Annotated in this window: 15 protein-coding genes; 9 read left to right on the top strand and 6 right to left on the bottom strand. The window is 70.9% G+C overall.

The window, feature by feature from the left end:
- Nucleotides 1–234 precede the first annotated feature (234 nt).
- On the bottom strand, nt 235–1,770 hold the full coding sequence (locus WME82_RS03810; RefSeq protein WP_438041705.1) for a hypothetical protein: 1,536 nt from the start codon (nt 1,768–1,770) through the stop codon (nt 235–237).
- Nucleotides 1,771–2,315: 545 nt separating this feature from the next.
- On the opposite strand from WME82_RS03810, the gene astD reads away from it, so the two are divergent.
- Nucleotides 2,316–3,785, top strand: a complete 1,470-nt coding sequence (gene astD / locus WME82_RS03805; protein ID WP_438041704.1) for a succinylglutamate-semialdehyde dehydrogenase — start codon at nt 2,316–2,318, stop codon at nt 3,783–3,785.
- 259 nt (nt 3,786–4,044) lie between these two features.
- On the opposite strand, the gene WME82_RS03800 is transcribed toward astD, so the two are convergent.
- From WME82_RS03800 to WME82_RS03785, 4 genes are all read right to left on the bottom strand, one after another.
- On the bottom strand, nt 4,045–5,334 hold the full coding sequence (locus tag WME82_RS03800; protein ID WP_437864702.1) for a cytochrome P450: 1,290 nt from the start codon (nt 5,332–5,334) through the stop codon (nt 4,045–4,047).
- Between the two features lie 172 nt (nt 5,335–5,506).
- The gene (locus WME82_RS03795; RefSeq protein ID WP_437531806.1) at nt 5,507–6,199 is read right to left on the bottom strand and encodes an ROK family protein; all 693 of its coding nucleotides are present in this window, start codon (nt 6,197–6,199) and stop codon (nt 5,507–5,509) included.
- Nucleotides 6,200–6,446: 247 nt separating this feature from the next.
- Nucleotides 6,447–7,544: a pectin acetylesterase-family hydrolase gene (locus tag WME82_RS03790; protein WP_438041703.1), complete on the bottom strand. Its 1,098-nt coding sequence runs from the start codon at nt 7,542–7,544 to the stop codon at nt 6,447–6,449.
- A gap of 86 nt (nt 7,545–7,630) precedes the next feature.
- Nucleotides 7,631–8,167 carry a hypothetical protein gene (locus WME82_RS03785; protein WP_437744165.1) on the bottom strand — a complete coding sequence of 179 codons (537 nt, stop codon included), beginning with the start codon at nt 8,165–8,167 and terminating at the stop codon, nt 7,631–7,633.
- A 419-nt stretch (nt 8,168–8,586) separates the two neighbouring features.
- Here WME82_RS03785 and WME82_RS03780 point away from each other — a divergent pair, with 419 nt between their 5' ends.
- The 6 genes from WME82_RS03780 (at nt 8,587) to WME82_RS03755 (ending at nt 16,674) form a co-directional block, all read left to right on the top strand.
- On the top strand, nt 8,587–9,528 hold the full coding sequence (locus WME82_RS03780) for an aldo/keto reductase (RefSeq protein ID WP_437744164.1): 942 nt from the start codon (nt 8,587–8,589) through the stop codon (nt 9,526–9,528).
- Between the two features lie 5 nt (nt 9,529–9,533).
- Complete coding sequence (locus tag WME82_RS03775) at nt 9,534–10,367, top strand: 3'(2'),5'-bisphosphate nucleotidase CysQ family protein (RefSeq protein WP_438041702.1); 834 nt, start codon at nt 9,534–9,536, stop codon at nt 10,365–10,367.
- 6 nt (nt 10,368–10,373) lie between these two features.
- Complete coding sequence (locus WME82_RS03770; RefSeq protein WP_438041701.1) at nt 10,374–11,522, top strand: NAD(P)/FAD-dependent oxidoreductase; 1,149 nt, start codon at nt 10,374–10,376, stop codon at nt 11,520–11,522.
- Between the two features lie 113 nt (nt 11,523–11,635).
- A complete protein-coding gene (locus tag WME82_RS03765) occupies nt 11,636–12,478 on the top strand; it encodes an SDR family NAD(P)-dependent oxidoreductase (protein WP_437864603.1) in 843 nt (280 codons plus the stop codon).
- A 221-nt stretch (nt 12,479–12,699) separates the two neighbouring features.
- Nucleotides 12,700–14,457, top strand: a complete 1,758-nt coding sequence (locus tag WME82_RS03760; RefSeq protein ID WP_438041700.1) for a hypothetical protein — start codon at nt 12,700–12,702, stop codon at nt 14,455–14,457.
- A 270-nt stretch (nt 14,458–14,727) separates the two neighbouring features.
- Complete coding sequence (locus tag WME82_RS03755) at nt 14,728–16,674, top strand: sigma 54-interacting transcriptional regulator (RefSeq protein ID WP_437715587.1); 1,947 nt, start codon at nt 14,728–14,730, stop codon at nt 16,672–16,674.
- Between the two features lie 364 nt (nt 16,675–17,038).
- On the opposite strand, the gene rsgA is transcribed toward WME82_RS03755, so the two are convergent.
- Nucleotides 17,039–18,031, bottom strand: coding sequence for a ribosome small subunit-dependent GTPase A (gene rsgA / locus WME82_RS03750; RefSeq protein ID WP_438041699.1), 993 nt, complete (start codon nt 18,029–18,031; stop codon nt 17,039–17,041).
- A 926-nt stretch (nt 18,032–18,957) separates the two neighbouring features.
- Between rsgA and uvrB the strand changes: the two genes are divergently transcribed.
- A complete protein-coding gene (gene uvrB / locus WME82_RS03745) occupies nt 18,958–21,117 on the top strand; it encodes an excinuclease ABC subunit UvrB (RefSeq protein ID WP_438041698.1) in 2,160 nt (719 codons plus the stop codon).
- Nucleotides 21,118–21,517: 400 nt separating this feature from the next.
- The gene (gene serB, locus WME82_RS03740; protein ID WP_012233298.1) at nt 21,518–22,702 is read left to right on the top strand and encodes a phosphoserine phosphatase SerB; all 1,185 of its coding nucleotides are present in this window, start codon (nt 21,518–21,520) and stop codon (nt 22,700–22,702) included.
- The last annotated feature ends 61 nt before the right edge of the window (nt 22,703–22,763 follow it).

Here is a 22,763-nt window from a genome sequence, read left to right as displayed (position 1 = left end):
GTGCCCGCGCGATAGCTACCCCGGCGCAGGGGTATGAGGGGCCGCGAGAGACGACATGGTCGGCCTCGACGATGCCCGAGACCGCGAAGCGTGTCGAGGTCGACGGAGCCGGGCGCGATACGACCGGCGACGTCTCTCTCTTTGCCTGTTTGCGGGGTCGTGGGGCCACACATGCCCCTGACAGGATCCGGCGCCGGGTCTTCGGCGCTCGCGCGCAGGATGAGCGCCGGCAGCCTAGCTGCGCAGCGCGGCCGTGGCCTGGGGCCGAAGCGCGGCGGGGCGCGGGCGCTTGGCCATCTCGGCCTTCCTCGGCACGGACGGCCTCGCATCGGCTCTCCAGGGCTGGAACCGCTCGTCCTTCCACATCACGAGGCCGCCCGACAGGGGCGCCTCGGGACCCGCATCGTCCTCGGACCGCAACCAGACGAGCGGGCGCGCCTCGAAGACGGGCTGCGTGCACGCGATGTCCTCGAACGCCGCGGACCAGGAGCCGGTGTTCCCGAAGAACACCCCGCCTTCCCAGCTCCCCTCCGGGTTGTGGGTGTGCCCGAAGATCACGGCCTTGGCGCCGTGCGCCCTGGCCACGGACCGCGCCGCCCGGTTCACGCCCTGCCAGACCGCGTCGAGCGTGGGCTTCGGGACCGTGCACTCGTACGCGACGAGGAGCGTCGGCGCGAGCAACGCCGCCGCCGCGAGCCCCCCCGGCATCCAGCACAGGCACGCGAGCGCCGCGAGGATCCCGACCGCCGCGAGCCCGAGGCGATCCAGCCAGAGCTCGCGCGCCACGCGGCCGAGGCAGTCCTCGGCCGGCCGCGCGAACAGCCGCGCGTGCTTGACCACGGCGGGGAAAGGCGCGCCCGTCTCGCGGGCGGCCGCGGCGAGGTCCGCGCGCCGGAGCGCCCGGCGGCTCGGGTCGCGCCGGCGCACGAGCTCGATCATCGTGCGCAGCGCGCCCACGCCGAAGGCAAGCACGAGGGAGCGGCCAGAGAACAGGTAGTACCGCGTCCAGTGAGAGAGATAGCCGAAGCCGGAGAGCATGAACGACGAGTCGACGTGCGGGTTGAAGTACCCCATGCGCGACACGAGCAGGCGGCTCACGAGCGAGCCCATCGTCGGCTGGATCTCCCCCGGATTCCGGCCGAACGGCGCCATCGGGTAGCGATAAGAGCAGTACGAGTCGTACTGATTGCCGTGCTCGACGATGACGCCGTCGTGCGTGCGGTGGAACCAGGCGCGGAAGACCACCCGCGCCGCGAGCGCCGCGCGGAGGTCCTCGGTCGATCCCGCCGGAAGGCCGCCGTCCCGGATCGCGAGCTCGCGCATGGCCGCGTCCACGACGCTCCGCTGCACCGCCTCGCGCACCTCGGGCAGCGTGAGCTGGATGTCGTGGTTGCCCGCCACGAAGACCGCGGTGTGCCCGTCCGCGACGATCCGGCCGACGGCCGCGACGAACACCGGGTGATCGCGCAGGATGGCCTCCATCGCCGGCACGGCGTGCTCGGCGGTGCGCGGCAGGTCGTGGACCACGCTCTCGTTGCCGATCACCCGAGGCGCATCCAGGTCGAAGATGTCGCCGTTCAGGACCAGCGTCAGCTCGTCGCGCTCCGCGCCGGGCCCTCCGGAGCTGCCCGCCCCCTTCCGGACCTCTCCCCGGAGCGCGTCGAGCATCGCCGCAATCTCCCCGTCCGGGGAGTACGGCGCCTGCCGATAGCGCATCCAGAGACCGTCGGACGGCTCGAGCTCACATAGATGGATGTCTGAGATAGCCACCGTGTGATGCATCGGCGGGAAAACTGACATGAGCACGTCTCCACGCCAGCCACAGGACCGTCAAGACTTGGTGTCACCGGGCGTGGAGAGCGCCCTGCTGCAGTGCGCCCGGAGCGTGATCCAACGCGCAATTACGCTCAGCACACCTGTTCGCCACGGTGCATTCCCGTGAATGTCGCGCGCCCGCCACGAGCGAACTCGGAACGATCGACCACGAAGCGCATTGAGATCTCGGCTCCTGGATTCTCACCAAGAGAGCAACTGGCCGAGCGGCCCCCATCTGGTTGGGGCTCAGTCGCGCCGGAACACATGATGTGGTGGTCCCCCCGGACGCGGCGAAGCCCTGGCGAGCTCGACGAGCGGCCCCATCTTTCCTGGGCGATCGCCGGCGCGACGTTCCGTCCGGGGCGCGCGAGCCCTGAGGGCGCCGGCCTCTGGTACGATGCACACTGGCGGAGCGAGGTGGACGCAAACCATACTGGGTGGACGGACTGTTGAGCCCGTGTGGTGTTCCGCGGGGGGAGCTCCGCGACAGAGAGGTGACCATGTCGACCCATTTCATCGACGGCAGCTGGGTGACCGGCGCGGGCGAGCCGTTCGCGAGCCGGAACCCCGTGACGCAGGCGGTCGTCTTCGAGGGGCGCGCCGCGAGCGAGGAGCAGGTCGACGCGGCCGTGACGGCGGCGCGCGGCGCGTTCGCTGCGTGGCGCGATCGCGGCCTGGAGGAGCGGGCGGCGCTGGTGAAGCGGTTCGCCGGCCTCCTGGGCGAGCACAAGCCCCGGCTCGCGGACGTGATCGGGCTGGAGACGGGCAAGCCGCGCTGGGAGGCGCTCACCGAGGTCCAGACGATGATCGGCAAGATCGACGTGTCGCTGATGGCCTGGCGCGAACGGACGGGCGAGCGTCAGGCCGAGGCGGGCGACGCGACGGCCGTGGTGCGCCACCGGCCGCACGGCGTGGTCGCCGTGCTCGGGCCCTACAACTTCCCGGGCCACCTGCCGAACGGACACATCGTCCCGGCCCTGATCGCGGGCAATTGCGTGGTGTTCAAGCCCTCGGAGCTCACGCCGAGGGTCGCGGAGGAGACCGCGCGGCTCTGGGAGGAGGCGGGGATCCCGGCCGGGGTGCTCAACCTGGTCCAGGGGGGGAGGCGCACCGGCGTCGCGCTCGCCGGTCACCCGGGCATCGACGGACTCTTCTTCACGGGCAGCTCCGGCACGGGCAACGCGCTGCACCGGCAGCTGGCGGGCCAACCGGAGAAGATCCTCGCCCTGGAGATGGGCGGCAACAACCCGCTCATCGTCCAGGACGTCGCGAACACCGAGGCGGCGATCCACCATATCCTTCAGTCGTCCTTCATCTCGGCGGGCCAGCGGTGTACGTGCGCGCGGCGGCTGCTCGTGCCGGCGACGCCGGAGGGCGACGCGCTGTTGGCGCGCCTGGTCGACGCGGCGTCCCGGCTCAAGGTGGGCAGGTACGACGACGCGGAGCAGCCGTTCATGGGCGCGGTGATCTCGCTCGCGGCGGCGGATCGGCTGCTCGCGGCGCAGGCACGGCTGGTCTCGCTCGGCGGCGAGGTGCTGCTGGAGATGCGCCGGCTCGAGGAGGGAACCGCGCTGCTCTCGCCCGGCATCCTCGATGTGTCGGCGATCAAGGAGCTACCGGACGAGGAGCATTTCGGGCCGCTCGTGCAGGTGCAGCGCTACGGGAGCTTCGATGAGGCGCTCTCGCTGGCCAACCGCACGCGTTATGGACTCGCGGCCGGGTTGATCTCGGATCGCAGGGAGCTCTATGAGCGGTTCTGGCGGGAATCCCGGGCGGGGATCGTCAACTGGAACAAACCGCTGACGGGGGCGTCGAGCGCCGCGCCGTTCGGTGGGGTCGGGAGCAGCGGGAACCACCGGCCCAGCGCGTATTACGCGGCGGACTACTGCGCATATCCGGTCGCGGGGCTGGAGGCGGCGGCGGTGGCGCTGCCTGGACAGCTGGCGCCGGGGATGCGGCTCAACAACTAGAACCTGGACCAGGGCGCAACGGCCGCCGGGGAGAGGGGAGGGGGCGCGCGGGGGCGAGGGGGGCCCTTCCCGCGGACTCGCGCCTTGTGGTGGCTATGGCCGGCTGTGCGGGAGAGGAAGATCTGGGGGGGCTGGCTGCGGAGCGGGCCGGCGCTCGGATCCGCGGGGCCCTTCCCCCTCGCCCCCGCGCGCCCCCTCCCCTCTCCCCGGCGGCTCCATGGTGGAACTGGCGGGTTGGGGAACGATTTGACAGGAGGGGTCAGGAGGCAGAGCTCTGCGGGCCTAGCTCTATCGGGAGGGCGGTGAGGCCGCGCATGCCGGGGTTCATCCGCCAGGTCAGCGGCCCAGGGGAGAGCTCGGCGTCGGGGAAACGGCGCAGGAACGTGGAGATGGCAGCCTGGGCCTCGACCCGGGCGAGCGCGGAGCCGGCACAGTAATGGACGCCCACGCCGAGCGAGATGTGACGGATGTCGGTGCGGCGGAAGTCGAGCTTGTCGGGGTCGGGGAACTGCGCGGGATCGCGGTTCGCCGCGCCGAGCACCAGGAAGGCGCGATCACCCTTCGGGATCCGCACGCCGTCGAGCTCGATGTCGTCGAGCGCGACGCGGCTCATCCACTGCACCGGAGAGTCGTATCGGAGCAGCTCCTCCACCGCCGGGCCGATCAGCGACGGGGTACCGCGCAGCGCTTCGCGCTCGGAACGGTGGAGAAGGAGCGCGAGCAGGCCATTGCCGATGAGGTTCTTCGTCGTCTCGTGGCCGCCGAAGAGGAGCATGCAACACGTCGAGAGCAGCTCCTGCTCGCCGAGGATCATGCCCTGCTCCTCCGCGAGGATGAGCTGGCTGAGCAGGTCGTTGCCGGGGCTCTGCCGCCGGGCCGCGATCACGCCGCGGAAATAGTCCTCCAGCTCGGCCACGGCGCTCAGCGCGCCCCCCGCGATCTCCAGCGTCGGCCGGCCCGCGCCAAGGAAGCCGCTGAGCGCGTTGGACCAGCCCTTCAGCCGGTGCCGGTCCTCGGCGGGTACACCGAGCACCTCGCCGATCACGAGCAGCGGCAAGAGGTCGCCGAGATCGCGGAGGACATCCATCCGGCCCGCCGGGGCGACCGCGTCGAGCAGCTCGTTGACCAGCGTCTCCACACGGGAGCGCAACCCCTCGACGAGCCGCGGCACGAACGCCTTGTTGATCAGCGAGCGGATGCGCGTGTGCTCCGGCGGATCGAGCAGCAAGGCCCACGACGCCAGGTTGCGGCGCAAGGGCTCCAGCCGCTGCCGCACCTCGTCAGGCAGCTTCGTCACGAAGGCGCTGGAGCGCTTCGCCGACAGACGCGGGTCACGGAAGCCCGCCGCAACCTGGTCGTAGCGGGTGACGAGCCAGCCGTTGTAAGCCGCGCTGAAGTACACGGGCGCTTCCTGGCGCAACCTGGCGTACACGGGGTACGGGTTCGCGAGGGTCTCCGGCGACTGGAGGCGAAACGGATCGAGATCAGCGTCCGCCGCTGGATTGGCCGCGGGCGGTGCGTCGGGCTTCGGTGCGTCGGGCGAGTTCATCGGGTCAGGGTACGACGGTCACGCCCGCTTGGGAACCGGCGCGACCCACGCCCGCGCAGGCCCGCCCCAGGGTCGGCGCGTCGTCTCAGGCGACAAGGCGGCCAGGCGAGAAGGCCGCGCGGGCGAGGGGACCGGCCTCCCCGCCAGCGCACGGGCGCGCGGCCGCGCTGGGCTAGGCCCAGAGCTTGATTCCGCCGAGCAGGCCAGCGACGTTGTCCACCACGACGACGTTCTCGGGCAGCCGCGAGGCATCGAGCAGGCGCGCGTTGCCGCCGCCGAGGTAGAGCTTGCGGTAATTGAAGATCGGCTCGACCTGCTCGATCATCTTGCGCACGCGCTTGTTCCAGCGCTTCGGGCCGATGCGCTTGCACTCGGCGTCGAACACGCGGTCCTCGTACTTCAGGTCCCTCTTTCCGTACGGATGGTGCCCGAGCTCGAGGTTCGGCACGTAGCGGCCGTCGATGTACAGCGCGCATCCGAGCCCCGTGCCGAAGGTGAGCACCATCTCGAGCCCCTTGCCCTCGATGACGGCGAGCCCCTGGATGCCCGCGTCGTTGGCGACGCGGACAGGCTTGCCGAGGCGGCGCTCGACGGCCTCGCCGAGCGGGTAGCCCTTCCACTTCTCGTTGTCGAGGTGCGGCGCCGTCTTGGTCACGTTCTCCATCACCACCCCGGGGAAGCCGATCGAGACGCGATCGAACTCCCCCTGCGCCCGGGCGATCTCCTCGATGAGGTCGAGGATGGGGTCCGGCGAGGCCGGCTGGGGCGTCGGCACGCGCACGGGATCCGTCATCGGAGTCCCCTGCTCGTCGAGGATGGTGGCCTTGATCCCCGTTCCGCCGATATCGATACAAAGCGTGCGCATGGATCCCTCTGTCTCCCCCCGGAGCTCTTCCTCCGGGGCCGCCGCGGATGCGCCCACGCGCCCGCGTTCGCGGCGGACATAATCTAGAGCTCTGGCTGCGCGTCAACTGGCGCGGCGACGGCGCACGCCTGAGCGGGCGACCACGCCCCCTGCGCCCGCCCTCGCGCGCACACTCCGCCCGGCGCCGACCAGCGCGCACCCCGCCCCTCGCTGCCCGGCCGCCGCGCCGCCCGCTCCCGGGCGACGCTCAAGGCGAGCCGCAAGCGTCGCACGCGACGCTCGGCGGCGGGGCACCGTTCGCGAGCCCGTCGAGCCATTGCACGAGGCGCGCTCCGCGCGACTCGAGGGTGTAAAATTCCGGGCGCCAGAGGATGCAGTGCGCGGAGCCGGCGGCAAGGAACGACCTGAAGTTCGGCGTCGACGCCTCGATTTCGGCGATCTCTGCCCTCATGGCGTCTGACCACGCCTGGGCGTCGCCGCCGCCCATCGCGTTGAAGAAGAAGACCTGGTCCTCATCATAGGCGGTGTTGTACTGCGACAGGAGCATGTCGGGGTAATGGGCGCCGATCTTCTCGTAGAGCACCGACAGCCGCGCGAGCTCGGCCGGGTCGAGGCCAGGTATCCATGTGGGATAAGCGCCCTCGGGCTTCCAGGAAGGAAGGCTGTCCCTGAAGAACGTCTCCGTGATGATCCCTGCCCCGCTGTCCGCGAACTCGATGACCGACGCGCTCTTGTAGTGCTCTCGCAGGTGCGCGGACCAGAGGATGGCGCCGTACGCGCCCGCGCTGCAGCCCGTCACGAAGATCTTCTCTGGCGCGGGGACGTTCTCGTAGATCCAGCCGAGCGCCGCGCGGACGTTGACGGCGCCCTTGTGCTGGATGGTGACGGCCTGGCTCCCCTCCCCATACGTGGCCACGTTGTCGCCCCAGTGGACGTCCCCGGTGCAATAGGGGATGTACACATGGTGCCACTCCTTGAAGGGGTTGTCCGGGTTCTCATGATCGTAGATCCCGGTCGTCAGGGCGTCCTCGCCGACCGTCTCCTGGAAGAGCGCTCCCGCGAACGAGCACGTGGTCGCGTCCCAGCACGCGCCGCCGCCGCGGAACTCGACGATGAGGCGATTGACGGTGCCCGGACGGACGAAGTACTTGAAAGGATCACCGCGCGAGCACGTCGTCTCGCCGCCCGGCTCGATGGAGCTCCAGCCGGACGGCAGGCTCAGGATCCCGCCCCGCGGCTCGCTGCTCGGGTCTTCGTGCTCGGCGGACGTGCCGCCACAGCCGAGGACGGCGAGCGGGCAGAGCAGGAGTTGAACCGGAAGGGGCAAAACGATCTTGAATCGCATGGAGGGCAGAGAATACCACTCCATGACGCGCGGGCATCACCCGCCGGTGGCGGCCCGCTCGGCGCCCGCTCGGCGGTGCCATCGCGTCATGGCACAGGGGCGTGCTCTGCCCACAGCTGCGCCGCGGCCTCGCCGACAGCGCGGCGGATCGACCCCTCGTCGAGGCGGGCGCGGTCGCGCGGCGCGAGGGCGGCGCAGATGCCGAGCGCGACGAGGTAGAGGGCGCCGATGAGGCCGATCCAGCGCAGGCCGGACGCCCCCAGGCGTGAGATGATCTCGATGGGCACGATCTGCGCGCGGATCTGGACGGTCCCGATCACGAGCACGGCGCGGTCTCCCTCCTGGAGCTCGATGTCGGCCGGGCCCGTCAAGAGGCGCGCGAGCCCGTCCGCGCCGTGAAGGCGCGCCCGCGTCCGCCGCGGGACGTGCAGCACGTAGCGGGCGCCGATCACCTCCGCGATGACCGGGGCCGCTCTGTCGAGCTCCCCCGACGGCACGCGCACGATGGACGCGGGCGTGTCGCCGATGTGGGCGCGCCCCTCCGCGAGCACGTGGCGGACGCCGAGCACGTCTTTGCCTCGGACGGCGACGAGCTCCAGCGCGCGCCGCGCAGAGGAGCTCACCGCGGGCGGCCGCGACCTCCGGTCGCGGATGGGTTCGGCCGCCGACGCCTCATTAGGCCCTTTCGCCATACTCTCCAGCCCCCTTCGTCGGCCATCGGCAGGGCTCGACTCGACATGTCACCTGAAGACCCTGCCCCCCGCGGCGCCGCCCCGCGCGCTTCCGCATCACTCCCCTTCCCTGGCTCTCTGGCATGGAGCGTTCCGTGGCCGAGCGCGCAGGGACGTGGCGGCCCGACGACCCGCGCCGGCGCGTGAGGCTCCGGAGGACGCGCCCTGCCACCGCGCGCCGAGGCGCGACGGGGGACGCCCGCCCCGGGGCAGCTCCGCCGCTCCGAGAGGGCGCGCGACGCGGCGCGCCGTGCCCGGAGCTCCGCCCCTATTTCGTGGCGCCCTCCCGGCGCTGGTGTAGATCGCCGCCCGTGAGGAAGCGCCCCCTCGGCAAGACGACCCTTCAGGTCTCGGAGCTCGCCCTAGGCACCTGGGGACTCTCCGGCGACGGCTACGGTCCCGTCGCCGACGTCGAGATCGATCGCGTCATCGATCGCGCGCTCGCGGTCGGCATCGACCTCTTCGACACCGCCGACGTCTACGGCCGCGGCGAGATGGAGCGCTGCCTCGGCAGGCGGCTCCAGGGCGCTGGCACGACGTTCGTCGTCACCAAGATCGGCACCGTTCGCGACGGCGATCCCCCGACGAAGCGGTTCGACCCGGCCCACCTCCGCACCGCGTTCGAGCGGTCGCAGGAGCGCCTCGCCCGCGAGGTGGTCGACGTCGTCCTGCTCCACAACCCCACCGTGGCCGCGATGCAATCGAAGGAGGCCCTCGCCTTCCTGAAGGAGCTCAAGCAGGCCGGGAAGATCCGCGCCTACGGCGTGAGCGCCGGCTCCGCGGACGTCGCCCGCTCCGCGCTGCGCGACGAGGTCGACGTCATCGAGATCGCCTACAACGCCTTCTTCCCCGGCGACCTCCACGACGTCGCCAGCGACGTCTCCGAGTCCGGCGCGGGCGTCCTCGCCCGATCGGTGCTCGCTCACGGGCTGCTCGCCGGCCAGTGGAGCCCCGAGCGCGAGTTCTACCTCGACGATCACCGCTACCAGCGGTGGACCCGCGACGAGCTCAAGACCCGCATCCGCCAGCTCGACGCGCTCAGGCCCCTGGTCTCGGGCGCCGTCACCTCGCTCCGCTCGGCGGCCCTGCGCTTCGTCCTCGCGAACCGCGTCGTCTCGTCCGCCGTGCTCGGCCCCCGCTCGGTCGCCCAGCTCGACCAGCTCGTCCGCGAGGCCGGCATGCCGCCCTACCTCCAGGACACGGCGCTCACGGAGCTCTCCGCGCGCCTCAAGCAGGCCGGGATCGAGGTGTGAGCAGGATGGACCAGAACGACAGGGAGCTCGACGAGATCGTCCGCATCGCGCGCGCCGCGGCGGCGATCGTGATGGACGTGTACGCGACGCCGTTCGCCGTCGAGATGAAGGGCCCCGGCGACCCGGTGACCCGCGCCGACCGCGAGGCGAACGCGCTCATCTGCAGCGCGCTCGAGGCCGCGTTCCCCGGCGAGGCGATCCTCGCCGAGGAGAGCGTCCCGACCGGCGACGAGCTCGCCTCGCGCCTGCGGAAGGAGCGGGTGTTCTTCGTCGACCCGCTCGACGGCACGCGGGAGTTCGCGGACAGGAACGGCGAGTTCGCCGTGATGATCGGGCTCGCGGACCGCGGCCGCGCGGCGCTGGGCGTCGTGGTGATGCCCACGACGGGAGAGGCGCTGGCCGGCCGCGCCGGCGAGGGCGGCGCCGCCTTCCTCGAGGCGAGGGACGGCAGCCGCAGGCCGCTCCGGGTCTCGGCCGTGAGCGCACCGGCCGACGCGACGCTCATCATCTCGCGCTCGCACCGGCCGAAGGAGCTCGATCCGCTCCTCGCGCGGCTCGGCATCTCGAAGGTCGTCCCCTGCGGCTCGGTCGGCGTGAAGATCGCCCGGATCGCGACCGGCGAGGTCGACCTCTACGTGCACGGCGGCGGCGGCGCCAAGCTCTGGGACAGCTGCGCGCCCGAGGCCGTGCTCCTCGGGGCGGGCGGCAGCTTCACCGATCTCTCGGGCGCGCCCATCGACTACAACGGCCCCGGGCTCAAGCTCGGCCGCGGCATCATCGCCTCGAACGGCGCCCTCCAGGCCGCCGTCGTCGCCGCGGCGAGGTCGGAGCTCGGCTGAGGCGCGATGCGGGGGCAGGCCGAGATCGTCATCATCGGCGCGGGGATCATGGGCCTCGCGATCGCGTACAACCTCGCGCGGCACCACGGCGTCAACGACATCGTCGTCGTCGACCGGAGCTACCTCTGCGGCGGCGCCAGCGGGCGCAACGGCGGCGGGGTCCGGGCGCAGTTCTCGAGCGAGGGCAACATCCGGCTCATGCAGGAGAGCATCCGCATCTGCCGGGATTTCGCCCGCGAGATGAAGATCAACATCTGGTTCCGGCAGGGCGGCTACCTCTTCCTCGTGCGCAGCGAGGCGGGCCGCCGGACGCTCGAGAAGAGCGTCGCCGTGCAGAACGCGTGCGGCCTCGGGACGCGGATGCTCACCGCCAACGAGGCGCGCGCGATCGTGCCGCAGCTCTCGACCGACGGCGTCGTGGCGGCGAGCTACAACCCCGACGACGGCGTCGTGTTCCCCTGGCCGTTCGTCTGGGGCTACGCCGAGCGCGCGCAGAAGCTCGGCGTCGACATCGCCACCTTCACGAACGTCCTCGGCTTCCGCACGCAGGGCGCGCGGATCGACGCGGTGGTCACCGATCGCGGCGAGATCCGGACGAACAAGGTCGTCAACGCGGCCGGCGCGTGGAGCCCCGAGATCGCGCGCATGCTCGGCGTGGAGCTGCCCAACCACCCGCACCGCCACGAGATCTGCTCGACCGAGCCGCTCAAGCCCTGGCTCGGCCCGCTCGTCGCGGATCTCTCGAACGGCCTCTATTTTTCCCAGTCGATGCGCGGCGAGATCGTGGGCGGCATCTCCAACGAGGACGTCCCCGACGGCCTCGACATGGGGTCGAGCCACAAGTTCCTCTCCCTGTACGCGCGGGCGCTCGTCGCCGCGTGCCCCCTCCTCGGCAGCGTGAAGGTGCTGCGGCAGTGGGCCGGCTGTTACGACCTCACCCCGGATCAGAACCCGATCGTGGGCGGGGTCGACGAGGTCGAGCACTTCTACCAGGCCTCCGGGTTCATGGGGCACGGCTTCATGATCGCGCCCGTCATGGGCAAGCTCCTCGCGCAGCACATCGCCGAGGGCGCCTCCCTCCCCCTGTTCGATCGCTGGAACCTGCGGCGCTTCAGGGAGGGCCGGCTCCTCAGCGAGGCGATGATCATCGGCTGAACGCCTGCCCCGGCGGCGCGGCGGCGGCGACGGCGCTTCGACGCGCCGCCCGCGCCGCACGTGCCGCGCTCCCCCGCCGCGTCGCGCTTCGCCTATACTCGCGCCCCTTCGCCATGGGTCACCTCGTCCTCGTCACCGGCTCCTCGAGCGGCATCGGCCTCGCGACCGCGGTCGCGTGCGCGGCCGCGGGCCACCGGGTCATCGCCACGATGCGCCGCCCCGAGAAGGCCGGCGCGCTCCTCGCCGCCGCCGGCGCGCGGGGCGTCACGCTCGAGATCGAGCAGCTCGACGTCGCCGCGGCGAGCGCGCCCGACAGGGTCGGGGAGATCCTTCGGAAGCACGGCCCCGCTTACGCCCTCGTCAACAACGCCGGCATCGCGGTCGGCGGCGCCTTCGAGGAGCAGGCGGACGGCGACGTCCGGGCGCAGTTCGAGACCAACGTCTTCGGGCTGATGGCCGTGACGCGCGCGGTGCTCCCGGCGATGCGCGGCGCGGGGCGCGGCCGCATCGTCAACGTCTCGAGCCTCTCCGGGCTCGTCGGCCTCCCCGGCGTGAGCGCCTACGCGGCCACGAAGCACGCCGTCGAGGGCTTCAGCGAGGCGCTGCGCTGGGAGGTCGCCCCGTTCGGCGTCCATGTCTGCCTCGTCGAGCCCGGCACCTTCAAGACCGAAATTTTCTACGAAAACCAGCGGCGCGGCGCCCACGTCTCGCTCGAAGGCCCTTACGGCGCGATGACCAGGGCGATCGAGCAGATCGTCCTGAAGGACGCCGCCAAGGCGCCGCCGCCCACCCCGGTCGCGGCGGCGATCCTCCGCCTCATCGACGACGCATCGCCGCCTTTCAGGACCCTCGTCGGCCGGGACGCACGGGCGCTCGTCGCGCTGCGCCGTGTCATCCCCGACCGCCTCTTCGCCACGGGGATCCGCCGGCTCGTCTCGGCGCCGCGCTCGCGTTGACACGTTCTCTGGCGGCGAATAGCGTCGGCTTCGCCGTTTCCAATGGCGGAGCGGCGCCACGTCGTGGCCGAAGGGGGGCCGCGCCCCCTGCCGCGCGCTGTTTTTGTCCGCTTTCGTCCCCTCAGGCTAACGAAGGCTAGCCGCTGACCGCCTCTCCTGAAGCGCACCGTGCGACGGCGAGGTCAGGCCGGCAGCATCACCGAGGTCCCGGAGGAAACACCATGTCCCGCTCAGCACGCAGCATCCTGCCGCTCCTTCGCTCGCTCCTCCTGGGGGCCGCCACCGCGTCGTCGATGGCGCTCTCCGCAGGGGTCATCGTCGGATGTGGCGACGAGAACGACCCCGAGACGCACGTCAAGCGGCTCGACGACCCGGCCACGCTCACCGCCTCCGTCAACCGGCTCGTCCAGTTCTTCGAAGACGCGATGACGCGTGACAACAAGGACCGGACCGGCCCGACCGTGAAGCCGCTCCTCGACAAGATCATCGAGCCGATGACGCAGAAGTGCGTGGCCGGCGATCTCGACGAGCGCACGAACTCGAAGCTCATCAAGTTCATCTCCGACACGAGGGACCCGCGCGGCGAGGCCTGCCTCATCAAGGCGCTCAAGGACTACAAGCCCGAGTCCACCGAGGAGGACGTCCGCTGGGCCGTGCGCGGCCTCGGCGCGATGAAGTCGGAGAAGGCCGCCGAGCCGCTCATGGCCGTCTTCTCGAAGCTCCAGCACGGCAAGCCGAAGGGCTCGACGATCTCGCGCGACGTGCACGACGCGATGGTCGACATCAACAGCAAGTCCTGGGAAGACGGGCTCATCACGATGATCGGGCGCCCGATCAACGACCCGAAGGACGTCAGCACGATGCGGAACGAGCTGTTCTGGCAGATCACCGCCGCGGAGCTGCTCGGGTGGCAGCGCAGCGAGAAGGCGGTCGTGCCGCTGCTCAAGGTGGTGCTGTCGCCGTTCAAGGCGGACGCGGCCACGACGGCCATCCTGGCGCTCACGAAGATCGGCAAGCCCGCGATCCAGCCGACGATCGCGCTGCTCCAGGGCGACCAGAAGGAGCTCGTCGAGTACTCGAAGGTCGAGAACCTGAAGGGCGCCGGCGGCGACAAGGCGAACGCGGAGCAGAAGAAAGCCGCGGAGACCGCCCACGTCGCGGCGGCCGCCCTCGTCCTGGCGACGATCGGCCGGCAGGAGTCGTCGCAGCCGCTGCTCGCCGCGCTCGGGAAGGCCGACGACGTGCCGCGCGCCATCATCGCGCGCGAGCTGACCAAGGTGCCGAGGACGCCGGAGACCCTCGCGGCCTTCCAGGCGGCCTACGAGAAGACGCCCGCGGGGCTCGAGATGCCGCCGGCCGGCATCAACGCGCGGGTGATGCTCGCCGAGGCGGCGAGCAACTTCTTCGACGCGAGCCTCGTGCCGTGGCTCGTGAAGACCGGCCTCGAGGCGCGCGGCGAGGAGGACGACGTCGCGCAGATCCGCGACGTCTCGCTGCAGACGGCGCTCAAGCTGATGAAGCCCGACCAGATCGCCGACGTCGATCGGCTCGCGGGCACCCGCACGAGCGGCGGCGGCACGGTCGGCAAGTCGATGGAGAAGGAGATCAAGATCGCGAAGGAGCTGCTCGGGGCCTGCGGCACCAAGCTCGAGTGTTACGTCGGCAAGCTCGGCGATCCGGCGTCGCAGGCGAAGGAGACGCAGTTCCAGGGGATCAAGTCCGCCTACATGGCGGGCGTGCTCGGCACCCCCGAGGTCCGGCAGCAGATCATCGACGCGATGCCGAAGGTCTCGAACGCGGCCGTCCGCTTCGTCTCGGTCTCGGTCATCGACGCCCTCTCGCCGAAGGGCGACGCCGAGGTCGCGACCAAGCTGCAGAAGATCGTCGACGACGGCGAGGCCTCGAAGGATCCCGAGAAGATCGCCGGCAACGCGCCCTTCAAGACGGTCATCTACCGCCTCACCGCCCGCGCGCAGTGACCGCCGCAGCGCCGTGCGCCCCGTCCGCGGTCGGGGCGCACGGGGCGCACGGGGCGCATGGAGCGCGCCGGCGGGCACATCACCTGGATCCAGATTTTCCTTGATTGGCGTCACCCGGACGCGATGCTTGCCCGAAGGTCGCGCGACGCTCGCGAAGCTTGCGCGAAGCTTCACTGACGCGCCTGGCTCCTGATTTTTCCTGGCGTCTCCGCCGTCTTGACGGTTTACTCCGGCCCTTGTCACGGGGTCTTCCCGGCTGAAGAACGAACCATGATCGTGCTCGAGGTAACCCAGGGTCTCGCTGCCGGGCGCACCTTCGAGCTCCAGGGCGAGCTGATCACGCTCGGGCGCTCGTCGGACAACCGCGTCGTCCTCGACGATCGCCACGTCTCCGGGGCGCACGCGCGCATCGTGAGCGGCGCCGACGGGGTGATCCTCGAGGATCTGCGCTCGACGAACGGCACGAGCGTGACGCGGCGGGGCGAGCGGCTGGAGCTCGGCGCGGGGCGCAGCGCGCTCGCCCTCCAGACGGGGGACGTCATCGAGCTCGGCTCCGGGGACGCGGTCACCCGGATGGTGGTGAAGATCCCGGAGGAGGCCGACGACGCGCGGGTCGTCTCGATCCGCCGCCTCGACGAGATCGAGCCTGCCGAGGCGAAGATCGAGCGCGACCCGAGCGCGCTGTCGGCGATGTACGCGGCGCAGAAGCGCATCGGCGCGGCGACCGATCTCGACGAGGTGCTCGCCGAGATCGCCGACGCGGTGCTCGCGCTGGTGCCGAGCTCGACCCACGTCACGGTGGTGCTGCGCGACGACGACCAGGAGCCGGGCGCGGCGCCGGCGGCGTTCGTGCCGGTGCTGACGCGGGTCCGGTCCGCGTCGGGCAAAGGGGGGCCGCCTGCAGGGCCGGTCCCGATCACGCGCAGCGTGTACCGGAAGGTGATCAAGGAGCGGGCGGCCGTGCTCGCCGCCGACGCGCCGATCGAGGTCGGGCAGTCCGAGTCGCTGATGGGCGCCTCGATCCGCAGCACGCTCGCCGTCCCGCTCTGGAAGGGCGAGGAGATCATCGGCGTGCTCCAGGCCGACAACCGGAGCGTGCCCGGGATGCTGAACGCCGGCGACCTGGAGACGCTCCTCGTGCTGGCCGCCAACGCCTCGCTCGCGGTGGCGAACGCCCGGCTCATCAAGCGGCTCGTGCTCGCGGAGGAGCGGCTCCAGAAGGAGAACAGCTTCCTCAAGGGGCGCGAGGAGCGCCGCCGGGGCGGCAGCGGGGGCGCGGTCGACATCATCGGCAACAGCGACGCGATGCGCAAGGTGATCGGGCAGCTCGACAAGGTGGTCGACACGCGCGTCACGGTGCTGATCGAGGGCGAGACGGGCACGGGCAAGGAGCTCATCGCCGCCGCCGTCCACTACCGCTCTCGCCGCCGCGACAAGCTGTTCGTCGCGCAGAACTGCGCGGCGCTGGCCGAAAGCCTCCTGGAGAGCGAGCTCTTCGGGCACAAGAAGGGGTCGTTCACGGGCGCCACCGAGGAGAAGAAGGGGCTGTTCGAGATCGCCGACGGGGGCACGCTCTTCCTCGACGAGATCACCGAGACGCCGCTGTCGCTGCAATCGAAGCTCCTCCGGGCGCTCCAGGAGGGCGAGATCCGCCCCGTGGGCGCGACGAGCCCGAAGCACGTCAACGTGCGCATCGTCGCCGCGACGAACCGGAACCTCGAGGACGAGGTGGCCAAGGGGCGGTTCCGCGAGGACCTCTACTACCGCCTCAAGGTCTTCCCGATCCGCCTGCCGCCGCTGCGAGAGCGGCGCGACGACATCTCGCTGCTCGCGGCGCATTTCCTGGAGCGCTACGCGGACGAGATCGGCAAGCCCTGCGGCGGGTTCAGCCAGCAGGCGATGGAGCTCATGGTCGCGTACGACTGGCCGGGCAACGTCCGGGAGCTCCAGAACGAGGTGCAGCGGATCGTCATCCAGCTGGAGCCGGGGGCGTTCGGGACGCCGGAGCTGCTCTCGCCGAGGATCCGGCAGGTCGAGGGGCTCATCGCGCGGGCAGGGACGCCGAAGGGGTCGCTCAAGGAGATGATGGACGCGGTCGAGAAGTTCTTCCTCCTGGAAGCGCTGCGCGGGCACAACAACAACAAGACCAACGCGGCCAAGTCGCTCGGGATCACGCGCGAGGGGCTCCACAAGAAGCTCCGGCAATACGGGATCTGACGGGACACGGGACGGAGAGGGCTCTCCAGGACGCGGGGGAGCCCTCGGGAGGGGGTGTCGCGCGCGGGGCCGGCGGGGGGCCCTTCCCACGAACTCGCGCCTTGTGGTGGCTATGGCCGGCTGAACGGGGGAGGGAGAACCAGGAGCGAGTGGCTTCGGTGCAGGCCGGCGCTCGGGTTCGTGGGGCCCTTCCCCCGCCGGCCCCGCGCGCGACACCCCCTCCCGAGGGCTCTTTCCAAGGGATGGGAAAGAGCGGTTACGAAGGTGCGTGCAGGCGGGCGGGGGCGGGGGAGGATGCGGGGGGATTTGCTGGGGGTGTCTACGCGGCGTGGCGGGGACGCCGGAGGCGGGAGGGCGGCTCTGCTTATCGCTTCGGATTGGCGCGCATCTGCTTCGAGATCTGCTTCCAGCGCCGCTTCTCCTCGATCCTCACGCGCACGTCCTGCTGCCCGGCGAGGTGGCGTCGCTCCGCACCCAGCTTGAGGTAGGCGCCGAGACGCTCGGGATCGAGGTCGCCGTCCTTGATGGCGCGGAGCACCGCGCAGCCGGGCTCGCCATCGTGCGCGCAGTCCCGGAAGCGGCAGGCCGCGGCGTGGGCCTCGACGTCGTCGAAGCCGGCCGGGGCGCTGCCGCCCGCAGACCAGACGCCGAGCTCCCGTATGCCCGGCGTGTCGATGAGAAGGCCACCGCCAGGGATCAGGAACAGCTCCCGGTGAGCCGTCGTGTGGCGGCCACGCTCGTCCGAAGCCCGGATCGCGCCCTCGAGCTGGACCTCCGCGCCGAGCAGGCGATTGCTGAGCGCGGACTTCCCCACGCCGGACGAGCCGACGAGGGCGATGGTCTCCCCTGCCCCGATCTCGGCGCGGAGCTCGTCGAGGCCGGCGCCGGAGAGCGCGCTGACGAGCGCGATCGGCGCGGCAGGGGCCACGTCCCGCGCCGCGTCGATGTACCGCGCCGGATCCGGGCAGACATCGGCCTTGTTGAGCACGAGGACCGGGCGAGCACCGCTGTCGAGGACGGCGTCGATGTAGCGCTCGAGGCGGCGCAGGTTGAAGTCGGCGTTCAGCGACGTGACGATGAACACCTTGTCGATGTTGGCCGCGAGCACCTGGGCCTCCACCGTGGGCCCAGCGGCCTTGCGGCGCAGGCACGTGCTCCGCGCGAACGTGTGCACGATGTACGAAGGCCCGGCGCCGTCGCCAGGCCTGAGCCCCACCCAGTCACCGACGGTGGGGAGCGCCGCGCGATCCGCGGCCTCGTGCGCGAGGCGACCGCTGACCACCGCGAGGCGCGGGCCATCCGCGGTCTGAACGTGGTGCCTGGACGCGGAGGCGAGGACGACGCGCGCAGGCTGCACGGCATCCTTGAGACAGGCGAGCTGACTCGCGAAGAAGGGAGTCCATCCAAGCCCGACCAGATCGGGCTGCATTTCGTGCTGCGAAGACGGATCAACGAGAGAATCGAGGTGAGTTTGCATGACGGACGAGCGCTCCATGGCGTTCGGCCGCGCCCGAGCTTCGGCGCGCGGCGATCGACGGACAGGGCGCGGCGGCGCACAAGCGCGCACGCGCCGGCCATTCCACGCGCGGGGCCGCCGCGGAGCGGAGCTCGTCGATCGATCAGGACGTCACGCCAGAAGGCACGCCCGGCCAGGGCAGATCCCTGGAAGGGGCACGCGCTCAGGGCACACACGCACCCCTCAGGGCACGCGGGCGACGTCGCGGAGACGTGGAGACGAGCTCAGCCGGCCGCGGCGGAAACGACGGCGGCGGCGCAATGGGTGTGCGATGTGTTGGCACTCATGACCTGACCTCCGCGTTCGGCTCACGTCACCACGACGCGACAGCACCTAGAATCCTATGGCCCCGCGCCGACGTCAAGCGCTCTCGGCTCGGCCCGGCCGTATGGCCAGCGAGCACAGCGCGCGCGTACGGAGCGCGCTTCATCCAACGAGCGTGCGGAGCCCGCTCTGGGGGTGCAACGAGCGCGCGGAGCCCGCTCTGGGGGTGCAACGAGCGCGCGGCGAGGTGCGGCGCATGCGGCGAAGCGGGGGCGAGCGTGGGCCGGACGGAGGGGCGCGGGACGTGGGGCGCCCTCGTTCCAGGTGAACGACAGTGGGTCGACAATTCCCGCTCGGCCGATGGTTGCCAATGGTTGCCGATAGTTGGAAGACCGACGAAGCCGTACGAGACCGCGCCTTCCCAGCGAGGCCACCCCGCCCTCCGGCCCTGACGGCCGCGGAGGTTGCGAGGAGCGCCTCGCCGCACTAGGGTCCTCCGCTCCATGCCCACACACTTCGAGCTCGTCTCCGAATTCAAGCCGTGCGGTGACCAACCTCGCGCGCTCCAGGAGATCTGCTCCGCTTTCGAGCAGGGCGAGGCCTTCCAGGTCCTCCTCGGCGTCACGGGCAGCGGCAAGACGTTCACCGCCGCCAAGGTGATCGAAAAGCTGCAAAAGCCGACCCTCATCATGGCGCCGAACAAGACGCTGGCGGCCCAGCTCTACGGCGAGATGCGGGAGCTCTTCCCCAACAACGCCGTCCACTACTTCGTCAGCTACTACGACTACTACCAGCCCGAAGCCTACGTCCCGACGAGCGACACGTTCATCGAGAAGGACGCGATCATCAACGACGCGATCGACCGCATGCGCCACGCGGCGACGCACGCGCTGCTCTCGCGGCCGGACGTGATCATCGTCGCCTCCGTGAGCTGCATCTACGGCATCGGCTCGGCCGAGAGCTACCACGGGCTCCTGATCAAGCTCGAGCGCGGCACCGAGATCCGTCGCGACGAGCTCCTGCGGCGGCTCGTCGACATCCAGTACACGCGGAACGACGTCGATTTCCACCGCGGGACGTTCCGCGTCCGCGGCGATGTCGTCGAGATCTTCCCGGCCTACGAGGAGGCGCTCGCGATCCGGGTCGAGTTCTTCGGCGACGAGATCGAGGCCATCAAGGAGGTCGACCCTGTCCGCGGCAAGGTGGTGGGCCAGCTCGATCGTTACGCGGTCTTCCCCGGCTCCCACTACGTCACCGAGCAACAGCAGCTCAGGCTCGCGATCCAGGCGATCCGCGAGGAGCTGCGCGAGCGCATCGACCACTACGACAGGGCCGTGCGCTTCCTCGAGAAGCAGCGTATCGAGCAGCGCACGATGTACGATCTCGAGATGCTGGAGCAGATGGGGTTCTGCAACGGCATCGAGAACTACTCGCGCCACCTCTCGGGCCGGAAGGCCGGCGAGCCCCCGCCGACGCTGATCGACTATTTCCCTAAGGACTTCCTCCTCATCATCGACGAGTCGCACCAGACCGTCCCGCAGGTCGGGGCGATGTACCGGGGCGACCGGGCGCGGAAGGAGACGCTCGTCGAGTACGGGTTCCGGCTCCCCAGCGCGCTCGACAACCGGCCGCTCAAGTTCGAGGAGTTCGAGCAACACTACGCGCAGGTCCTCTTCGTGAGCGCGACGCCCGGCGACTACGAGCTGCAGAAGTCGGCCGGCTCGGTCGTGGAGCAGATCATCCGGCCGACCGGGCTCATCGATCCGCAGATCAACATCCGCCCGGTGTCCGGTCAGGTCGACGACCTGCTCGCGCGCATCCGGGAGCGGGTCGGCCGCGGCGATCGCGTGCTCGTCACGACGTTGACCAAGCGGATGGCCGAGGATCTGACCGAGTACTACACGGAGCTCGGCATCCGGGTCCGCTATCTCCACTCGGACATCGACACGCTCCAGCGCGTGGAGATCCTCCGCGATCTCCGGCGCGGCGAGTTCGACGTCCTGGTCGGCATCAACCTGCTGCGCGAGGGGCTCGATCTCCCCGAGGTGTCGCTGGTCGCCATCCTCGACGCCGACAAGGAGGGCTTCCTCCGGAGCCCGCGCTCGCTCATCCAGACGATCGGCCGCGCCGCACGCAACGTGCACGGCGAGGTCGTGATGTACGCCGATCGCATCACCGAAGCGATGAAGCGCGCGATGGACGAGACGAACCGGCGGCGCGCGATCCAGGAGGCGTACAACAAGGAGCACGGCATCACGCCGGCCACGGTGAAGAAGGCGATCCTCGACCTGTCGCCCACCTCGGGCACGCGCGACTACTACGCCGTCCCGAAGGGCCCGGCGAAGCCCGCGGCCGAGGCGGCGCGCGCCGCGATGGATCTGGTCGACCAGATCGACGCGCTCCGGCAGGAGATGTTCGCGGCGGCGGAGAACCTCGAGTTCGAGAAGGCGGCGCGGCTGCGCGATCAGCTCCGACAGCTCAAGGCACAGCAGGGGGACGGGGACGCCGGCGCGGCGCGCGAGGCGGCCGAGGAGAAGCCGGCGCGGGCTGGGCGGCCGGCGAGCCGGCGCGGTCCGGGCGGCAAGGGGGGCGGGCGGCCGGCGGCGGGCGGCAAAGGGGGCGGACGGGCGGCGGCGGGGCGAGGGGGCGGGCGCTACCGATAGCTACGGAGCCCGCGGGGGAGGAGGCTGCGCGCGCGGGGGGGCGGTGGGCCCTCCCACGAACTCGGGCCTTTTGGGGGGCTGGTGCCGGCTGGACGGGTGAGGGAGGACCGCGCGGAGATCGCTGCGCTGCAGGCCGGCCCTCGGATTCGTGGGGCCCGCCCACCGCCCCCCCGCGCGCGCAGCCTCCTCCCCCGCGGGCTCTTTGTGGGGGGATGGGGGGATGGGGGGATGGGGAGGCTGCAGGCGCGGCGGGGCATGCGGAGCAGGAGGTCGCCGGGGCGTGGAGCGCGAGGGGGAGCGGTGGTTTGGCAAACGCTCTTCCGGTGAAGCATCGGTTTGCTTCGTGCAGCGATCTATCGGAGTCGACCCTGACGCGCGGCGCTGTTAAGGGGGCTCCGGCATGACAGTCTCGTCCGATCCGATCCTCGTCACCGTCACCGGCAGGGACCACCCTGGCATCACCGCTCGACTTACGGGCATCCTCAGCGATATCGGCGCCACGCTGCTCGATATCGAGCAGGTGGTGGTCCACGGAAACCTGAACCTCGCGCTCCTCGCGCTCTTCCCCGAGACACGCAGCGGACTCAAGGAGCTGCTGTTCGCCGCGAAAGAGCTCGGCGTGACGCTCGACTTCAAGCCCCTCGACGGGGGCGCGCCGCGGCGCGCGCCCGGGAGCCGCTACGTGGTGACTGCCATCGGCCGCGAGCTCGGCGCGAAGCCGCTGCACGACGTGGCCTCCACACTCGCAGCCCACGGCGCGAACATCGAGAAGATCGCGCGGCTGTCGGTCGAACGCCTCTCGTCGGTGGAGATCCAGGTGCTGCTCCAGCGCGAAGAGGAGGCCGACGCCCTCAAGCAGGCCCTCCTCGCCCTCGCGACGCAGAACAGCTTCGATCTCGCGCTGCAACGCGAGGGCCTCTTCCGCCGGAGCAAGCGGCTCGTCGTGATGGACATGGACTCGACGCTCATCCGGATCGAGGTGATCGACGAGCTGGCGCGCGCGAAGGGCGTCGCGGAACAGGTGGCGAAGATCACCGAGCGCGCGATGCAAGGGGAGATGGATTATGACGAGTCGCTCCGCCAGCGGCTCTCGCTGCTCCGCGGCCTCGACGTCGGGGTGCTGCGGAAGCTCGCCGCAGAGCTCCCCATCACCGAGGGCGCAGAGACGCTCATCCGGGTGCTGAAGCGGCTCGGCTATCGGACGGCGGTGATCTCCGGCGGCTTCTCGATCGCAGCGGAGGCGCTGAAAGCGCGGCTCGGGATCGACTACGCCTACTCGAACGCGCTCGAGGTCGTGAACGGACAGCTGACCGGCCGGGTCACAGGGCCGATCGTCAACGCGCAACGCAAGGCCGAGCTGCTCGAGACCATCGCCCAGGCAGAAGGCGTGTTGCTCGATCAGACCATCGCCGTGGGCGACGGCGCCAACGACCTCCTGATGCTGCAAAGGGCCGGCCTCGGCGTCGCGTTCCGCGCAAAGCCCAAGCTGCGAGAGGCCGCCGACACGTCCCTCTCCGCAAGCGGCCTCGACGCCATCCTCTTCCTGCTCGGCATCACCGAACGCGAGCTCCTCGAGGTGGCCTGAGCAGCGCGACACGGCCCGTCCGCCCAGCAACGGAGTCCCACGGGATGCAGCGCCGCGCTTG

This window comes from Sorangium sp. So ce128, from assembly GCF_051525245.1.
Classification (GTDB): domain Bacteria; phylum Myxococcota_A; class Polyangia; order Polyangiales; family Polyangiaceae; genus Sorangium; species Sorangium cellulosum_B.
The sequence above is the reverse complement of the archived record's forward strand: the minus strand, read 5'-3'. Positions and strand labels throughout refer to the sequence as shown.

Bases quoted from the DNA above. Each gene is read 5' to 3' on its own strand.
- astD (WP_438041704.1), top strand. From the start codon at position 2,316: ATGTCGACCCATTTCATCGACGGCAGCTGGGTGACCGGCGCGGGCGAG.
- WME82_RS03800 (WP_437864702.1), bottom strand. From the start codon at position 5,334: ATGAACTCGCCCGACGCACCGAAGCCCGACGCACCGCCCGCGGCCAAT.
- WME82_RS03795 (WP_437531806.1), bottom strand. From the start codon at position 6,199: ATGCGCACGCTTTGTATCGATATCGGCGGAACGGGGATCAAGGCCACC.
- WME82_RS03790 (WP_438041703.1), bottom strand. From the start codon at position 7,544: ATGCGATTCAAGATCGTTTTGCCCCTTCCGGTTCAACTCCTGCTCTGC.
- WME82_RS03775 (WP_438041702.1), top strand. From the start codon at position 9,534: ATGGACCAGAACGACAGGGAGCTCGACGAGATCGTCCGCATCGCGCGC.
- WME82_RS03770 (WP_438041701.1), top strand. From the start codon at position 10,374: ATGCGGGGGCAGGCCGAGATCGTCATCATCGGCGCGGGGATCATGGGC.
- WME82_RS03765 (WP_437864603.1), top strand. From the start codon at position 11,636: ATGGGTCACCTCGTCCTCGTCACCGGCTCCTCGAGCGGCATCGGCCTC.
- WME82_RS03760 (WP_438041700.1), top strand. From the start codon at position 12,700: ATGTCCCGCTCAGCACGCAGCATCCTGCCGCTCCTTCGCTCGCTCCTC.
- WME82_RS03755 (WP_437715587.1), top strand. From the start codon at position 14,728: ATGATCGTGCTCGAGGTAACCCAGGGTCTCGCTGCCGGGCGCACCTTC.
- uvrB (WP_438041698.1), top strand. From the start codon at position 18,958: ATGCCCACACACTTCGAGCTCGTCTCCGAATTCAAGCCGTGCGGTGAC.
- serB (WP_012233298.1), top strand. From the start codon at position 21,518: ATGACAGTCTCGTCCGATCCGATCCTCGTCACCGTCACCGGCAGGGAC.